The following is a 16,470-nucleotide window of genomic DNA, read 5'->3' as shown; positions in this document are numbered from 1 at the left end:
CTTTATCTGGGGCTGCTCAATAGCTTCTCTCATATCAAGTACAGGTCCACAGGGAAGTCCTGCACTATCAAAAAGCTCTTCTATATATTTTCTCTTTTTAGCAGATACCCATTCTTGTATAATATTTTGCAAATTTCCCACATAATTTTTGCATCTCAGATCATTGGTTCTGAATTTTGGATTTTCTAAAAGTTCCTCATGTCCTATGGTTTCACAAAATATTTTAAACAGCTTATCATTACCCACTCCAATAGCTATATATCCATCCTCGGCCTTAAAAATATCAAAAGGTGCAATAGAAGGATCTATATTCCCCTGTCTTTGAGATATTTTACCTGCAACGGTATAGTTCACTATTCCATTTTCAAGCAAGCTGAAAATAGTATCAAGCATAGCAACGTCAATTTGCTGTCCCACGCCTGTCTTTTCTCTTGAATAAAGTGCCATCAAAACTCCTACACACAGAAACACTCCTGTAACGTTATCCGCAATTGAAGGCCCCACTTTGGTAGGGGGTCCATCCGGAAATCCCGTCATATTTACCATTCCACCCATGGATTGGGCCACTATATCATAACAGGGTCTGTTTGAGAGTGGTCCTGTCTGCCCAAATCCTGAACTGGAACCATATATGATCCTTGGATTTATTTTTTTAAGCGCGGCATAATCCACTTTCAATTTTTTTGCCACTCCAGTTCTATAATTTTCAATAACCACATCTGCATCTTTTACCAATTCATAAAACATTTCGAGAGCTTTTTCATTTTTCAAATTCAGAGTTATTCCTTTTTTATTTCTATTTAAAAAAGCAAAAAAACCACTTTCACCACTTTTTTTATCAAAAGGTCCCCAAGTCCTACATTGATCTCCCTTTGGAGATTCAACTTTTAAAACCTGTGCCCCATGGTCCGCCAGTATCATTCCACAGAAAGGTCCATTATAGGCATGGCATAACTCCAGCACTTTAACTCCATCTAAAGCCTTAGTCATTTTTATCCTTCCTCTTAAAATAATTTAAACTTTATAAATTCAAGATTTGCCTAAACAAAGGCAAATCTTTTACACACATTAAATATTACTTTTCTACTTTAAATGCCTCATCTTGAACTCCTCTCTGGAATTCCTTCTTAACCACTAGGGTCCCTGTTGCCCTGCCACAAAGAAGTGGTTTTTCCAGCACCCTTGCTGCTGAAATAGCGTCGTTTTTATCTCTTGTAAGCTCAATATATTTATATGCCTCAAATTTGCATGTTCTTGAAGTTTTCCCTTCCTTTTCTATCCAGCCTACATATTCCATGAAATCGCCTGCATACACAGGTGCTGTAAATTCAATATCCTTGTACCCTGCAAACAAACTTTCATCTCCGTCACTTCTTATCATCAATTCTGTTCCTACATCCCCCCAGAAATCCACTATGTGCGATCCATTTACTAGCTCACCCGCATAATGCGCTTCTCCTGCAGACATTCTCACTTTTAAACTTACCTTTTTACCTATCATTTTAAATCCTCTCCTTCTAATCTAATTTTTATTTAAAAATACTTCCACTTACAACAAGTTTTTGAATTTCATTAGTCCCTTCATAAATTTGAGTTATTTTTGCATCCCTCATCATTCTCTCCACGTTGTAACCCTTCATATATCCATTTCCGCCAAGCATCTGTACCGCTTCAGTTGTAACTTCCATTGCGGTATTTGTACAAGCATACTTTGCCATGGCAGCCGGAATAGTATATGATCTTCCTGCATCTTTCTCATAAGCTGCTTTATATAAAATCAGTCTTGCTTGTTCAATCTTTATTTTTAATTCTGCCATTTTAAATGCCAGGTATTGATTTTTATATAAAGGCCTGCCAAATTGTTCTCTTTCCATTAAATATTTTCTTGCAATTTCAAACGCTCCTTCTGCAATTCCTATTCCCTGGGCAGCAACACCCATTCTACCTCCATCTAATGTATTCATGGCAATTTTAAATCCTTTACCTTCTTCTGCTATTAAATTTTCTTCAGGTACTTTTACGTTTTCAAAGAAAACCTCCGAAACTTGTGCAGAACGTATACCCATTTTATTTTCTATTCTTCCAATTCTTATTCCTGGTGTATCCATTTCAACAATAAATGCAGATAAGCCCCTAGTTTTAGCTTCCGGATTCGTAGAAGCAAACACAACATAGTAATCTGCCAATGGTCCATTTGTGGTGAAACATTTTGATCCATTTAAAATGTAGTAGTCATTTTCTTTTTTTGCTCTCGTTATAACCCCTGCCGCATCTGAACCTGCATTTGGTTCTGTCAATCCAAAAGCTCCCAATGATCTTCCAGATAAAACTGGCGGTAAATACTTTTTCTTTTGTTCCTCCGACCCAAAATTATTTATAGGTCCACCATATAGGGATGTAGCTACAGAGTAAGAAATTCCCATTGATCCATCAACTTTGGATATTTCCTCAACAGCAAGCACATATTCCATATATCCTGCTCCTGATCCGCCATATTCTTTAGCATATGGCAAACCAATTAATCCAATTCTACCCATTTCTCTATATACTTCTATAGGATATTCGCTATTTTCATCTCTTTCTAAAACACCTGGAAGTAAACGATCTTCGGTAAGTCTCTTCGCTGTATCAACGATCTGCTTTTGTTGATCAGTTAACTCAAAATTCATTAAAAGCACTCCCTTCTAAATTTTTTTATTTTATGCTCATTGACAAATAAGAGCAACTTCCGTACCAATTATAATATTCATCAGTTCAAATATAGCTTTTTATACATGAAACCAGCAATCGCAACCATTTTCAAAAATAAGAGCTATTAAAAAGCCATTGTCATCTTGATTCTATAATTCAATATTGAATTATTTCTATAACCCAATATTGAATTATTGAGTCATAAATGAGTTGATTGTTTTAAATTTACCCAAAATAAACAAAAATGTTAATCAAATTTTCTTGAGTTTATACTGTTGAGCTTGACTGGGATATTTATTTTACTCATATATAAATTTTAGTTCCCATTCTTAAAGGAATTGTTCGAGTTATGCAGAATATTATATATAATAGAATATAGTTTCTCTATGCAGAATAGAAGATAATCAAAAGGTAGCTGGAAATTAAGTATAAAAGAATACATCAAGTAATATAATTTGCGGCTAGCGGGATTTTTTGCCCTAAGGCATAATGCTAGTAATATGCCCTTATAGGGCTTAGGAAAAACCACCAACTAAGTTGGTGGATATTTATTAGAATATTATAGGTGAAGCAGAAATGCTAAACCTTGTAATATATAAGAATCAAGCTCTCTGAGCTTTCGAGAGCATACATAATAATATGTGGAGGGATTTAAATGAAAATAGCAATAATAGGAGCAGGTGCCATGGGGAGTCTTTATGGTGGATATCTTTCAAGGGTTTCTTCGAAAGTCTATCTGGTAGATGTGTGGCAGCAGCATGTAGATGCTATAAATGAAGAAGGCTTAAAAATTGATGAAAAAGACCATGCTGTAATCGTTAAACCTGAGGCTGTGAATGATGCAGCGTCTGTTGGTCCTGTGGATTTGGCAATAATATTTGTAAAATCCATCAATACGCCAGCGGCTATGGAAAAGAATGCAGTCATTTTTGGACCAAATACCTTAATACTTAGCTTACAGAACGGATATGGTAACATTGAAAAAATAGCGAAGTATGCAGATATCAATAATATAATAGCCGGCACTACTGCACATGGAGCAACTATGATAGAGCCGGCACATATTAAGCACGCAGGCTGTGGCGAGACTAATATTGGATGGGCCAAAAGTAAAAATGATAAAAGAATATATGAAATATCAGAGGTATTGAATAGTGCAGGTTTTAAAACAGTTGTTTCGGATAATGTTATGGAGCTTATATGGTCAAAATTGATTATCAATGTAGGAATCAACGCTCTTACAGCCATATTAAAGCTTAAAAATGGAGATCTTTTGGCTGGAAATGAAACGAAGGATTTAATGAGAATGTCCGTAAATGAAGCTGTAAAAGTGGCTAAAGCCAAAGGGACAGAATTCAATGGCAGCGACATGGTAAAAAAGGTAATGGATGTGGCCTTTGCTACCAGTGAAAACAAATCTTCCATGCTGCAGGATATTCTAAATGGAAGAAAAACTGAAATAGATACAATTAATGGAGCTATTGTCAATGAAGGAGAAAAATTTTCAATTGATACCCCTGTTAATTTAATATTGACTAATCTTGTTAAAGCTTTGGAGAAAAGCAAATAAAATATTCTTAATATATCCAAGGGAGGCAAATAATGGCTCGAAAAAACGATTATAACATTAATTCATTACTAAAATCATTAAATGTATTAGAAGATCTCATAGAGCATGGTGAAATTAGTATAATTGAGCTGTCTAGTAACTTGGGGCTTGGAAAAAGCACGGTTCACAGGATACTGGGCACCTTTAAGACGATGGGCTATGTAGATCAAAATAAGGATAACAACAAGTATTATCCAACTTTAAAAATATTTGAGTTGGGAACAAAGGTAGCAAACAGAATTCCACTAAAGAAAATTATAAGGCCTTATTTGGAGGAAATTTATAGAAAATCCCATGAGACAGTAAATTTCGCTATTTTGGATAAAGATGAAGTGGTATTCATAGATAAAATAGTAACGGCAGAGCCTTTAAGAATTGAACTGGAGATCGGAAAGAGGGTTCCTGTCTATTGCTGCGCTTTGGGTAAGGCAATTCTTGCTTTTTCCGGGGACGTGGATATAACAAAATTGAACTTTGAAAAAATAACTGATAATACAGTGAACTCACCCGAAAAATTAATGGAACAAATAAAGGCTGTCAAGCAAAATGGGTACGCGATTGAATATGAAGAATATATAGAGGGTCTTATATGCATAGCAGTTCCAATAAAAAATCAGTTTAATCAATCAGTTGCGGCAATTAGTATTGCAACGCCTACCATAAGAATGAACGATGAGAGGAAAAAACAGTTTATAAAACTGCTTCAGGAAATAGTGTACAAGATAGGTATAATAAAAGAATAGTATTGTTCATAATAGCCGGCACTATTTTAATGGTGTCGGTTCTTTTATTTTACCAAGTATTTTATGAATATTCTTAAAAATAAGTATTGAAATATTTAAAAAATTTTTATTTTTCAAGAAGGAATAATGAGTTTTGTGTAGAATATAATCTATTATGAGATAAAATAGAACTTAGTTCTATTATACAGAACCAAAATGTCCCTCATGTATAACTAAATTATTGTCGGTAAATTTAATTATATTATGAGGTCAGGCCTAAATTATTATAAGATGAGGAGAGATAAAAAATGAAAAAAAAAATGACTGTATTGGATTTTCAAAAGTATAAAGATGAGGGAAAAAAGTTTACTTATGTTACGGCATATGATTACACTACAGCATCTATTGTAAACGATAGCGAGTCTGAAGTTATTCTTGTAGGAGATTCTCTTGGTATGGTTATGCTTGGTTATTCGGAAACTGCAGGTGTTACAATGGATGATATGGTTCATCATATAAAACCAGTTGTAAAAGGTGCCCCGAATACTTTTGTTGTAGGTGACATGCCTTTTGGGTCATATAATGTAAGCTGTGAGCAGGCTATTATGAATGCAAACAGGCTTATGAAAGAAACAGGCTGTGACTGTATAAAGCTTGAAGGCGGAGTGGAAATGGCAGATAAAATTGGAGCTATTGTAAAAGCGGGAATACCTGTTATGGGCCATATAGGTCTCACTCCCCAAACTTCCAGTCAGCTTGGTGGCTTCAGAATTCAGGGAGGAACTCCTGAGAGTGCCGCACAGCTGATTGAAGATGCAAAGGTAATAGAAAAAGCCGGTGCATTTTCTATGGTGGTTGAATGTGTTCCAAGTTGTGTTACAAAAGCTTTAAGTAAAGCAATAAAAGTTCCTGTACTTGGAATAGGTGCTGGCCCTTATGTTGACTGCCAAGTACTGGTTACCCAGGATCTTCTGGGGATGTATAGAGATTTCAAACCAAAATTTGTTAAACGATTTGCGCAGATCAGGAAGAGTATGGTAGAGGGTTTGAATCAGTTTCATAAGGAAACCTTGGACGGAACTTTTCCTTCACCTGAATACAGCTTTAATGCTAAGGTAGAAGGATATTAAATTTAAAAACTAATATTCAATTCATATTTATTCTGGATTATGAATTGAAAGGAGGAAATTAGTTAATGAATATTTATGTTTTAGCCATCGTATTGTACATTGCGGCGCTTATTTTAATAAGTTATGTTGCTTCCAAAAGGGTCAAGGGCGGAAACGATTTTATGGTAGCTGGAAGAAAGCTTGGTCCCGGGTTGCTGTTTGCAACGCTTATCGGTGGGAACATCGGTGCCGGTTCTACAGTTGGTATCACCGGTCTTGCTTATACATCAGGTATTTCTGCCGTATGGTGGATGATAACTTCTGCTATTGGCAGTGTGGTTCTGGCTTATTTTGTAGGGCCTAAAATCTGGGAGCTGTCCACCAAATATAATTTGATGACTTGCGGTGACTTCCTGGATAAAAGATATTCAAAATATTTCAAAGGTGTATTTTCTACTATGATGTTTGTAGGAACCCTGGCTTTGTTTGCAGCACAATTAATGGGTGTTTCGTGGATATTAAATGTAACCGTCGGCATTCCTAAAACAACCGGAATTATCGTAGGTGCCATAGTTGTAACCGTATACTTTGCCTTCGGAGGGCTTGTATCTTCAGCTTATGTTGGAGTGTTGAAATTAGTAGTAGTATTAACCGGATTTATCATTGCTGTGCCCTTTGCGCTGTCTCACGTGGGAGGTTTTAGCGGACTTGAGACTTTAGTTGCAGCTAATCTAAATAACGCAGTTAGTACCACAAAATATTTCAGTTTCTTCGGGTTAGGAGCCACTGTGATACTAGGATATTTCTTTATGCTGACGCCTTCATTCTTTGTATCCCCGGGTCTGGTAGGCATAGTTTATGGTGCAAAAGACAAATCAACTATAAGAAAAGGAACGATGTACAATGCAGTAGTACAGTTTTTATTCGCATTCATACCGGCAATAATAGGTATGTGTTCATTTGCAATGTTCCCTCATCTGGCTTCACAGGACTCAGCATTGCCTACTGCCATGATGAAGCTGCTGCCTACAGGAATATCAGCTATAGCTCTTGCAGCAGTATTTGCTGCAGAAATCAGTACTGCAGATACAGTACTTTATATGCTCAATGGTTCATTTACAAATGATATCTATAAGACTTTTGTAAACCCAGACCTGTCGGATCAAGGAGTACTTAAAATGAGCAGAGGCGTTACATTTGCAAGTGGAGTTATCGGAGTAATACTTGCGCTATTTCTTCCTAATATAATAACGGCACTTACAATATTTTATACATTGATGTCAGTATCACTAACGGCACCACTGCTCTTCGGTATTTTTTCAACAAGGCCAACTGCAGCTGCGGCTTCGGTATCGGCAGTAGCAGGTGTTGCCCTTACACTTATAATCACTTATATATTTCCTGCATTTAAATTATTCAAGATATTGAATGCACAGACAACTGGAATCATTCTTTCACTTATAATAATGGTCATCATGATGTATGCATTCCCGTCTAAAGCATTTAAAAAGGGCAAAAAACAGATAGAACTGAACAACGTAGAAATTACTAAAGCACATTAAAATTGGAGGGAGCTAAATGAAATTTGATTATTCCTATGCTGACTACGCTTTCAAAAATGGAAAGGTAATCACAGTTAATGAAAAAGATGAAATAGTTGAGGCCGTGGCAGTGAAAGGTAATAAGATAGTTTATACAGGAACCGACGAAGGATTGGAGAAAATAATAGACCAAGGCACAAAGGTCATAGACCTGAAAGGACGTACCTTGATGCCTGGAATTATTGATTCTCATTACCATCCTATCCTTAATGGTTTGCTGGAAGCAAAAATAGATGCGGCAATGATCGATACTCGTAATCGCAGATCAGTCTCAGAAATACTGGATATAATTCGTCAAGCTGTGAAACTGAAAAAGCCGGGACAGTGGATATCTATGATGGGATATGAACCGCTGCTTTTGAAGGAGAAGCGTCCTCCGTCTTTAGAGGAATTGGATTCAGCGGCTCCGGACAATCCTGTTCACTGCATGCATGTTGGCGGACATATTTGCATGTATAATAGCAAGGCATTGGCTTATCTAAACGTATACAAACCGGAGGATGCAAAAAAGTATCCTGATGGTGAAGTGGAAGTTGCAGATGGAAAATTAACCGGACTGGTTCGTGGACATACACATTTTTGGCTGTGGGGTCAGGTGGATTATACTGAAGAAGCACAAATCAGGGCAGCAATGATTTCCCACAAGCAGCTTTTAGAAGCCGGTATCACTTCAATTCATGATTGTGGGGAATGCGGGCCCTCATCTTATCACACCATGCAGAAGCTCTGCCGGAATAAAATCTTTAGAGTACGTTCATACATGATGCTTCACAGCATTTTCGGAAAGCCGTATTCTCTTGAACAAAATGCACACTGGATGGATCTGGGGCTTATGTCGGGTTTAGGAGATGAACATTTTAAGATCGGTACCTGCAAATTCATGATTGACGGAGGCAGCGGAGCACCGTCATGTGCTACCAGAGAACCATACAGCCATGATCCTGAATTAAAAGGTGAAAGAGGCTGGGAGAGGGAAGAAGTTGCAGAGTATATCAAAAAAATAAATGATGCCGAATGTCAAGCTTCTGCTCATGCCATCGGAGATATGGCCGTAGAATTTATGGTGGAAGGATATGAAAAAGCATTTAAAACTAATCCACGCCCTGACTTAAGGCATAGAATAGAACACTGCACATTAACTGATCAAGATTTGATTGACCGTATGGCAAAAATGAACATTTGTCCCAGTGTAAATGCCGGATTAGTGGCAGCATTTGGTGCAAATTATGAAAAATTCTATGGGAAAAAAAGAATGAAATATTTCGGAGCCCTTAGGAGTATGCTGGATGCGGGGATTACGTGCTCTTTACACAGTGATGCACCTTCAGGTCCTTATGGACTGAAGGCAATTGACGGTGCGGTAAACCGTTATGACAGAAATAAAAATGTTCAGTGTGACAGAACACAGTCTGTCAGCGTTCCGGAGGCCATCAGATGCTCTACTTATAATGCAGCTTATGCTTCTTTTGAGGAGAAAATTAAGGGCAGCATTGAAGTAGGTAAATTAGCAGATATGATTATTTTATCTAGGGACATCCTATCCATTGATCCAATGGATATTTACAACCTAGATGTTGATATGACCATGATTGACGGCAAGATTGAGTATATCAGAAATTAATACTGAAACAGCTGTCAAGCTGGAGGGAATGTAAAATTTTAGGCAGGAAAGGCTTCTATCAGTGATAGCGCATTTCTTGCCTTTTTAATTATGTCAAATTTGTTTAAAAAACAGATTAATTTAATTAATATATGTGTTATTAACTTGTGATAATGTCACCTTAAGTGTTGGATTGCCAACAAAACAATTTTTTATAACCTCCATGAGTTCATATTATCTATGAAATAACTTGAGTCCCAATGCAAGTATACCAGAAGTAATCAAAGGTCCTACTGGTACTCCACCCAGAAAAGCAGCAGCTATTACTGCACCTAATATTAGGGCTGGCATTACATCACCATGACCTTGAACAGTAAGATACTGTAGTCCAAGTCCACTTAAATAGGTAGTAAATAGAGAAACCAATAATGCTGCGATACCAACCCAGGAAGTAAATACATTTTTTATATTTGTAGATGTAACCTTTCCATTTGCAATTGGAATTAAAATAGCAGCTATAAGCAATACTAGTCCTATAAACATTCCATGATTCTCTATATACGGGAAAGTATACTTATCTATATTTAAGAGTTTAATAATTAATAGTATACAGGCTGCAATTGCCACAGAATTAGCTTTTCCTAATATTGAAGCTGCCAATATTACCAATAGAATAATATTTGATTCCAATTTGAATCACTCCTTTATTTCACTCCAATATTATATATATATTTGAGATCATCTGTATAATGCAAAAAGAATTGTTAAATTAGCTGTTTTCTAAAAAGCACCAATGACATATCCATAAAAATAACAATTGCTCACTCTCTTGATTTACTTCAGATGTTGAAAGATGAAATTTTAGATATAGTTTATTCATTTATTCCATTAACAAAAATAGAGTATCAGTGCAATCATTTTGCAACCGGCAAACTAGTTTTGGTAACTAATCCTTCAAATTCCAACTACTTTTCAGGCATAAAGAAAAAGGAGCTGCCGCAAATAAATTATTTATTCTGCAATCTTCCTTCTCAGGAAGTAGGAATATCTATTCAGGAGTTATTTCCAAGGATTATTCCTTCTTTTTTAATAATGCATAAAAATTAGGGAATAGTTCCCTCAAAATTTGTAGTCCAAAAGCTGAACCATAATTTCTCGGAATCTATACCCATATATCATCATTATTCTTTGTAAATAACTCACCTAATAAAAATGCTAGAGACCTCATTATTTAAAATAAGAACAGTCTCTAGCATTTCTAGTCAACTTTATAAAATATTTAGTTTAGTTCGTTGTGCTAAAAAATAGATTACCATAGGCGTCATAATTACTTGATGACAAAATAATTTTTTAATTTTAACGTTAATCAAGCTCATCTCTATCAATATACTATTATCACCTATCTCATATGGAAATTAGACAGCACTTAGATTTTTGTCTATAAGTCCATGTTCCAGAAATATTTCCTCCAGCCTCTGCTGCGACATAGGTTTCGGTATCGCAAATTTCTTGTTTCCCTCTATTGCTTTCGCAAGAGATCTGTACTCCTCCGCCTGATTCGAATCAGGATCGAACTGTATTACAGTCTGCTTATGAATTTCAGCTCTCTGCACCACGTTGTCCCTGGGAATAAAATAAATAAGTTGTGTACCAAGTTCTTCAGCAAATGCCTTCAGCAGTTCCTTTTCATTATCTACCTTTCTGCTGTTACATATTATTCCTCCCAGTCTCACTCCGCCTTTGTTGGCATATCTCTTTATACCCTTCGATATATTGTTGGCTGCATATAGTGCCATCATCTCACCGCTGGCCACAATGTATATTTCCTTGGCCTTTCCTTCACGAATAGGCATAGCAAAACCTCCGCACACCACATCACCCAGCACATCATAGAAAACATAATCAAGATCTTCCGTATATGCACCCAGTCTTTCCAGCATATTTATAGAAGTTATAATTCCCCTTCCTGCACAGCCAACTCCCGGCTCAGGTCCTCCGGATTCAACGCACCTTATACCATTGAAGCCTCTTTTCATTATATAATCTAAATCTACATCTTCACCCTCTTCTCTCAGAGTATCCAAAACTGTTCTCTGTGCCAGCCCTCCTCCTAAAAGCAGCCTCGTGGAATCTGCCTTTGGATCGCAGCCCACTACCATGACATTCTTGCCGATTTCAGACAATCCTGCTGTGAGATTTTGTGTAGTTGTAGATTTTCCTATGCCGCCCTTTCCATAAATAGCTATTTGTCTCATATATTATTCCTCCATATCTCTATCTTTTTTATTTTAAATTTTTTAATAAACTGCAAAATAACAAATTACGCACTGGCACTGACTATGGTTGTATATATCTTTTCAATTAAAGTAAGTGCTCCCCTGTATCCTATATAGGATTTAGATAGTACAACTTCATAGGATGCAGGAAATCCGACTTCCACTATAAATCCTTTTAATTCTTTGGCCAGATCCCTTTCCCAGGTGGTTCCAAAAATAATAGGGGGCTTATGTCCAAAATCAGTGTTTCTTATCTTTTCATGAATAACATAGCTGTCTTCATCAAATTCCACATCTGTAGAAACATCATCTGCTATATGCTTGTATTCATTTTTAATGGCTTCTCTGTATTTCTCAGGTGGATTTTCAGTGATAATCTGCCTGGCAGGTATGAGCCCAAGCTGATTTACCAAAAATTTTGTAAGTGCCAGATTATACGCACTGTCACCTATAACGGAAAATTTCGCCGGAAGTCCCCACCAGTATTCAGCATAAAAATCAGAAAAATCTTCAAGATATTCATAGTATTTTTTCTCCTCATTTTCTATGAATTTTTCTGCTTTGCTTTTATCAATACCTGCAAAATCAACTACTTTTCTCAAAAAACTGCTGGTTTCCTTCGCTCCTATTGGAATCGTGGGGATATGCAGATATGGCTGACCATATTTCTCTTTTAAGTGTTCCGCAGTTTTAAGTCCCAGCCATGGAGATAAGACCAGATTAAATTGGGCCTTTTTTATATTTTTCCACTCCGATACCCCCTGGGATTCGTGGCCAAATAAAATATTTACTTTAAGCCCAACACCTTCCAATATCCTCTTTATTTCCACCAGATCACCCCTCCAAAAAGTATTGTGAAAAGGCAGAAGAGACCATACATTTACAAGCCCTTTTTCAAGAGGACCACTATAATCCCCAACATATTGATCTATAATAGCTTCTGTAACCAACTCATGTCCTATAAAATTATTCCCCTTGAATCCTCCTGTTTCCGCATAAACTATAGGAAGACCTTTTGCCTGAAACTCTCCTACCACAGACCCCACATCATCTCCTACAGTGTCTGGTATACAACCTGTCATCACTACAAACAAATCTGCATCCAGTACCTTAAAAGTGGCATCTATAAGCTCACGAAGTCTGTCCTCTCCTCCGAACACCACTTCCTTTTCATAGATATTGCTGCTGGGTACAACAGAAGCCCCGCCGTAGCCGCCGCCTTGGAAGCCATTATAAAAAGCTATATTGGCCGTCTGTTTGTCAACACAGCCAGGACCGCAATGGGCAATTGGTATAACCCTTGGAATTGCAAAAGCAGTATGCATGGCTCCAAGAGCACAGCCATATCTTATCTGTTCAATGGAATTTGATTTTTTCACAGCTCTATTAGAACCTTTATCTTCGCATTTCAGTTTTATATCTGGCAATTTATTCACTCCTATTCTACAAATATCAATGTTGTTTTTGAAGTATATAAGGATCCTTCTGCTGAAGCCACCATTTCGTATAAGGCAGCTTCACATGCAGTCTAAGATCTTCATTGAATTTTTTACGGGCAAGTATATCCGATATAGTTTCTCCCAAATTTATAATACCCTGATAGCCTACTGCAAAATGTTCATCTCCCAGAGGGACTGCTGGAATTCCCATCTTTGCAGCCAGTGGTGCAAGTCCACCGTGTCTTATTATAATAAAATCAGGATTTATATTCTTAAGCAGTCCATAAAATTGATACTGCTGTCTATTGCTAACACTAAAATTTGGTACATCACCATAATTATCTACTACAAATTTCAGAGAATCTTTTTTAGGATCATTGTCATCATAAGATGGATCATGGTGAAATACCAATGAACCATCAACCTCAATTCCCAATTCCTTAAGCACTGCAATAAGTCCATGGGAATAGGCTGAACCTGTAGCTGCATAACCTTTTTTGCCCTTTAAAGATTTTTTGAGCTCTTCAATTTTAGGGGTTATTCTCCTGTGTTCTTCTTCTATATATATCTCTGCACTCTTTTCTCTGTGAGTAACCCTTCCGATTTCCCTTATCCATGCATCAGTTCCAGCTATTCCATAGGGCTGAGGCGCCTTTACTTCTGGAACTCCAAACTGCTGTTCCAGGCCTGCTGCCAGATAAGAAGACAGCGTATTACAAAATGAAACCGTAGCTGCAGCTTCTGACATCTGCTCCAGATCCTCCACTGTAGCCATATCCACTACATAATTGACTCTTAGCCCGAGTCTAGACAATATTGGTGTAAAGACATCACTGCCCCACAGATTTATTACATTCACCAGATCCTCCTGTTTCTTTTTGGGATTTTTACGTACTATCTGTCTCAATATTCCATGTTGTGCTGCATCAAAACCCGTACTCCAGTGCTTGGATCTGAACCCTTCGCAGTACATTGGAATGACAGGTATTTTTAATTTTTCCTGCATTTTAGATGCCACACTGTCTACGTCCTCTCCTATAATTCCCGTAGCACAGGATGTGGCAATAAAGATTGCCTTTGGGTGATGTCTGTCCCAAGCATCTTTTATTGACTGCTCCAATTTTCCAAGTGCCCCAAACACCATATCGGTCTCTTTTATATTTGTATTTATTATCTTGATATTTTCCACGGGCAGATTTCTAATAGCCAGCCCATTTCTGTATATGGAGTTATAGCACGCCTGTCCTGTACCACAGCCTATGGGAGCATGCTGAATCAAAACCGCATCTCTTATATTTCCCGCCTGACACTCCACCATCTGTTCACTGCATCCTGAACCCTGAGTAAAGGGTCCTATGGTCTCACAAAGTCTTTTCCCTCCATTTCCTCTGCACCCTGCACAAGTGTAGGCAGAATCCCTGGAAAGCTCTGAAGCTTTTCCAGTTTTCCATCCTATAATAGTGCCCAGTCGTTCTTCCCTTGTTTTCACTACAGAAGTATTTAAATCAAATTTCATAAATTATACCCTCCATTCAAATTGATACCATTGGACATTTTTTCGCTTTTATACCCCAACAATTTATTTTCAACAAATTTTATTACAGTATCCATAAGCAACCCAAGGAAGGCTATTATAATGGCAATTGCAAATATGTTTTTTATGGCATAATTCTCCTGATTGTTTAAAATCAGCCATCCAAGTCCTGAACTTGCTCCCATCATTTCTGCTGCTATGAGCATAAAAAATGAATACCCGCCGCTTATTCTGATTCCCACAAACACTGAAGGTAAAATTGAAGGCATACCTACTTTCCAAAAAAGTTTCCACCTTTCAAGTCCAAATCCCCTTCCAGTTTTTATTATGGAAAAATCCATATGTCTGATTCCGTATATTGTGTTGAACATTATAGGCCAAGTACATGTCCATGCAATTATGACGATCTTGGGAATTTCACCAATACCTGAAAACAAGATAAGTACATGAAACAATATAAACGGATTTACCTGTGAAAATATTTCTATAACAGGCTCTGCCATCAAATCAACTTTTGAGAACCATCCTCCAAGCAGGCATCCAAGCGGTATTCCAATTATAATGGATATAATAAAACCCACTAGTGCCCTTTCCACGCTTATGCCTATATTTGCAGCAAGATTTCCAGATATAAACATATTCCTCAAAGTTAAAATCACACTTGAAAATGGCGGAATAAAAAGAGGATTTACTATTTCCAGTCTACTTGCAATTTCCCATACTGCAATAAATGCAAATATCACCAACAGCTTATAAAAAATATCTCTGTTATATTTCACTTAAATCTCCACCTATATAACTTATTTGTCCATATTCATATGATCATCTGTCTTCATGTCTGTATGCTTATCCTCATCCATCTTCATATTGTCATCTGTTTTCATATTCATGTGCTTATCCTCATCCATCTTCATATGATTCATCTGGGTATCACTGTCAATGTCCGTAACTTTGGAAATATGGGCGGCATAACTTCCAATACCTATAACTACAACAACAATTGAAACTATGGATACCACCTGCATTTTGTTAAATCTAGTTACGCTTTTCTTCCATCTGGCAAAACTAAAGACATGTGTTGAATCCTTCCAGAAAAACAATTTATTCTGGATGTATATCAAAAATCTATTTAAAATAATTCCCAGAACTATAATGCAAACACCTGCTGCATACATTCTTGGTATTTGATTGTTCATGGCAGAATTATGGAAAAGCCATCCCACTCCTGCAGTAGCACCTATCATCTCCGCTGCTATAAGCATAAAAAACGACATTTCAACTCCTATTCTAAGTCCTAAAAATATGGAAGGCGCTGCTCCCGGCACAATCACCTTTTTAAGCATCTCGGATTTGGACACATTCATGGACAATGCAGTTTTAATGAGAATAGGATCCACTCTCCTTACTCCCGATATGGTATTGTACAAAACAGGCCACAGACACACCCACGCCACCACTGCTAATTTTGCCGCTTCCCCTATGCCAAAAAACAATATAAATACAGGCATCAGTGAAAATGGGTTCACCTGAGAAAATATTCTAAAAAGTGGATCCAGTATATCCGCTGCCCGAGTCAGCCATCCTCCCAGTAGAAATCCAAGAGGTATTGCAATGACAGCTGCTATAATAAGTCCTATAAGTACCCTCCAAAGACTTACAGCAACATGTACTAGCAATTCACTTTCTAGACACATCTCGTATAATTGAACCAGTACTTCTGACAATGAGGGAATAAATTGGGAGTCTAGTATGCCAATTTCAGGAAGAACCTGCCACAGAATCAAAATCACTATTACTCCAAAATATTTCAAAATATAATAATGAAGGCCATTTTTAATTTCATATATTTCCTCATGCACGGTCTTATATTACTCCCCTCAATTTAAAAT

At 37.1% G+C, this 16,470-nt stretch carries 15 protein-coding genes; 6 read left to right on the top strand and 9 right to left on the bottom strand.

What is annotated here, in order from left to right; all coding sequences use genetic code 11:
* The 3 genes from LN736_RS10220 to LN736_RS10210 all read right to left on the bottom strand — a co-directional run.
* On the bottom strand, nucleotides 1-990 hold a 990-nt coding region (locus LN736_RS10220; RefSeq protein WP_229981509.1), incomplete at its 3' end, for a CaiB/BaiF CoA transferase family protein.
* Between the two features lie 85 nt (nucleotides 991-1,075).
* Nucleotides 1,076-1,501 carry a hotdog fold domain-containing protein gene (locus LN736_RS10215; RefSeq protein ID WP_179977562.1) on the bottom strand — a complete coding sequence of 142 codons (426 nt, stop codon included), beginning with the start codon at nucleotides 1,499-1,501 and terminating at the stop codon, nucleotides 1,076-1,078.
* Between the two features lie 28 nt (nucleotides 1,502-1,529).
* On the bottom strand, nucleotides 1,530-2,669 hold the full coding sequence (locus LN736_RS10210; protein ID WP_179977563.1) for an acyl-CoA dehydrogenase family protein: 1,140 nt from the start codon (nucleotides 2,667-2,669) through the stop codon (nucleotides 1,530-1,532).
* Between the two features lie 677 nt (nucleotides 2,670-3,346).
* On the opposite strand from LN736_RS10210, the gene LN736_RS10205 reads away from it, so the two are divergent.
* The 5 genes from LN736_RS10205 to LN736_RS10185 all read left to right on the top strand — a co-directional run bounded on the left by LN736_RS10205 (nucleotide 3,347) and on the right by LN736_RS10185 (nucleotide 9,353).
* Nucleotides 3,347-4,261, top strand: a complete 915-nt coding sequence (locus LN736_RS10205) for a ketopantoate reductase family protein (RefSeq protein WP_229981508.1) — start codon at nucleotides 3,347-3,349, stop codon at nucleotides 4,259-4,261.
* 32 nt (nucleotides 4,262-4,293) lie between these two features.
* Nucleotides 4,294-5,043 (top strand): IclR family transcriptional regulator, encoded by a 750-nt coding sequence (locus tag LN736_RS10200; protein WP_229981507.1) that lies wholly within the window; start codon nucleotides 4,294-4,296, stop codon nucleotides 5,041-5,043.
* A gap of 287 nt (nucleotides 5,044-5,330) precedes the next feature.
* Nucleotides 5,331-6,152: a 3-methyl-2-oxobutanoate hydroxymethyltransferase gene (gene panB / locus LN736_RS10195; protein ID WP_229981506.1), complete on the top strand. Its 822-nt coding sequence runs from the start codon at nucleotides 5,331-5,333 to the stop codon at nucleotides 6,150-6,152.
* 65 nt (nucleotides 6,153-6,217) lie between these two features.
* Nucleotides 6,218-7,693 (top strand): sodium:solute symporter family protein, encoded by a 1,476-nt coding sequence (locus LN736_RS10190; protein WP_229981505.1) that lies wholly within the window; start codon nucleotides 6,218-6,220, stop codon nucleotides 7,691-7,693.
* 16 nt (nucleotides 7,694-7,709) lie between these two features.
* Nucleotides 7,710-9,353: an amidohydrolase gene (locus tag LN736_RS10185; RefSeq protein WP_229981504.1), complete on the top strand. Its 1,644-nt coding sequence runs from the start codon at nucleotides 7,710-7,712 to the stop codon at nucleotides 9,351-9,353.
* Between the two features lie 213 nt (nucleotides 9,354-9,566).
* Here LN736_RS10185 and LN736_RS10180 read toward each other — a convergent pair whose 3' ends face one another.
* The gene (locus tag LN736_RS10180; RefSeq protein ID WP_179977569.1) at nucleotides 9,567-10,022 is read right to left on the bottom strand and encodes a DUF441 domain-containing protein; all 456 of its coding nucleotides are present in this window, start codon (nucleotides 10,020-10,022) and stop codon (nucleotides 9,567-9,569) included.
* 153 nt (nucleotides 10,023-10,175) lie between these two features.
* Here LN736_RS10180 and LN736_RS10175 point away from each other — a divergent pair, with 153 nt between their 5' ends.
* Nucleotides 10,176-10,439: a hypothetical protein gene (locus LN736_RS10175; RefSeq protein WP_179977570.1), complete on the top strand. Its 264-nt coding sequence runs from the start codon at nucleotides 10,176-10,178 to the stop codon at nucleotides 10,437-10,439.
* A gap of 308 nt (nucleotides 10,440-10,747) precedes the next feature.
* Here LN736_RS10175 and nifH read toward each other — a convergent pair whose 3' ends face one another.
* The 5 genes from nifH to LN736_RS10150 all read right to left on the bottom strand — a co-directional run bounded on the left by nifH (nucleotide 10,748) and on the right by LN736_RS10150 (nucleotide 16,440).
* Nucleotides 10,748-11,587 (bottom strand): nitrogenase iron protein, encoded by an 840-nt coding sequence (nifH, locus tag LN736_RS10170; protein ID WP_150355613.1) that lies wholly within the window; start codon nucleotides 11,585-11,587, stop codon nucleotides 10,748-10,750.
* A gap of 65 nt (nucleotides 11,588-11,652) precedes the next feature.
* Nucleotides 11,653-13,035 (bottom strand): nitrogenase component 1, encoded by a 1,383-nt coding sequence (locus tag LN736_RS10165; protein WP_229981503.1) that lies wholly within the window; start codon nucleotides 13,033-13,035, stop codon nucleotides 11,653-11,655.
* A gap of 25 nt (nucleotides 13,036-13,060) precedes the next feature.
* The gene (locus tag LN736_RS10160; protein WP_229981502.1) at nucleotides 13,061-14,563 is read right to left on the bottom strand and encodes a nitrogenase component 1; all 1,503 of its coding nucleotides are present in this window, start codon (nucleotides 14,561-14,563) and stop codon (nucleotides 13,061-13,063) included.
* Complete coding sequence (locus LN736_RS10155) at nucleotides 14,560-15,360, bottom strand: ABC transporter permease (RefSeq protein ID WP_150355610.1); 801 nt, start codon at nucleotides 15,358-15,360, stop codon at nucleotides 14,560-14,562. Before LN736_RS10155 ends, LN736_RS10160 begins: the two co-directional genes overlap by 4 nt.
* Nucleotides 15,361-15,381: 21 nt before the next feature.
* On the bottom strand, nucleotides 15,382-16,440 hold the full coding sequence (locus LN736_RS10150; protein WP_150355609.1) for an ABC transporter permease: 1,059 nt from the start codon (nucleotides 16,438-16,440) through the stop codon (nucleotides 15,382-15,384).
* Nucleotides 16,441-16,470: the final 30 nt, after the last annotated feature.

It is taken from the genome of Clostridium aromativorans, assembly GCF_020908015.1.
GTDB classification, from domain to species: Bacteria; Bacillota; Clostridia; order Clostridiales; family Clostridiaceae; genus Clostridium_B; species Clostridium_B aromativorans.
The sequence above is the reverse complement of the archived record's forward strand: the minus strand, read 5'-3'. Positions and strand labels throughout refer to the sequence as shown.

Bases quoted from the DNA above. Each gene is read 5' to 3' on its own strand.
- LN736_RS10215 (WP_179977562.1), bottom strand. From the start codon at position 1,501: ATGATAGGTAAAAAGGTAAGTTTAAAAGTGAGAATGTCTGCAGGAGAA.
- LN736_RS10210 (WP_179977563.1), bottom strand. From the start codon at position 2,669: ATGAATTTTGAGTTAACTGATCAACAAAAGCAGATCGTTGATACAGCG.
- LN736_RS10205 (WP_229981508.1), top strand. From the start codon at position 3,347: ATGAAAATAGCAATAATAGGAGCAGGTGCCATGGGGAGTCTTTATGGT.
- LN736_RS10200 (WP_229981507.1), top strand. From the start codon at position 4,294: ATGGCTCGAAAAAACGATTATAACATTAATTCATTACTAAAATCATTA.
- panB (WP_229981506.1), top strand. From the start codon at position 5,331: ATGAAAAAAAAAATGACTGTATTGGATTTTCAAAAGTATAAAGATGAG.
- LN736_RS10190 (WP_229981505.1), top strand. From the start codon at position 6,218: ATGAATATTTATGTTTTAGCCATCGTATTGTACATTGCGGCGCTTATT.
- LN736_RS10185 (WP_229981504.1), top strand. From the start codon at position 7,710: ATGAAATTTGATTATTCCTATGCTGACTACGCTTTCAAAAATGGAAAG.
- LN736_RS10175 (WP_179977570.1), top strand. From the start codon at position 10,176: ATGTTGAAAGATGAAATTTTAGATATAGTTTATTCATTTATTCCATTA.
- nifH (WP_150355613.1), bottom strand. From the start codon at position 11,587: ATGAGACAAATAGCTATTTATGGAAAGGGCGGCATAGGAAAATCTACA.
- LN736_RS10160 (WP_229981502.1), bottom strand. From the start codon at position 14,563: ATGAAATTTGATTTAAATACTTCTGTAGTGAAAACAAGGGAAGAACGA.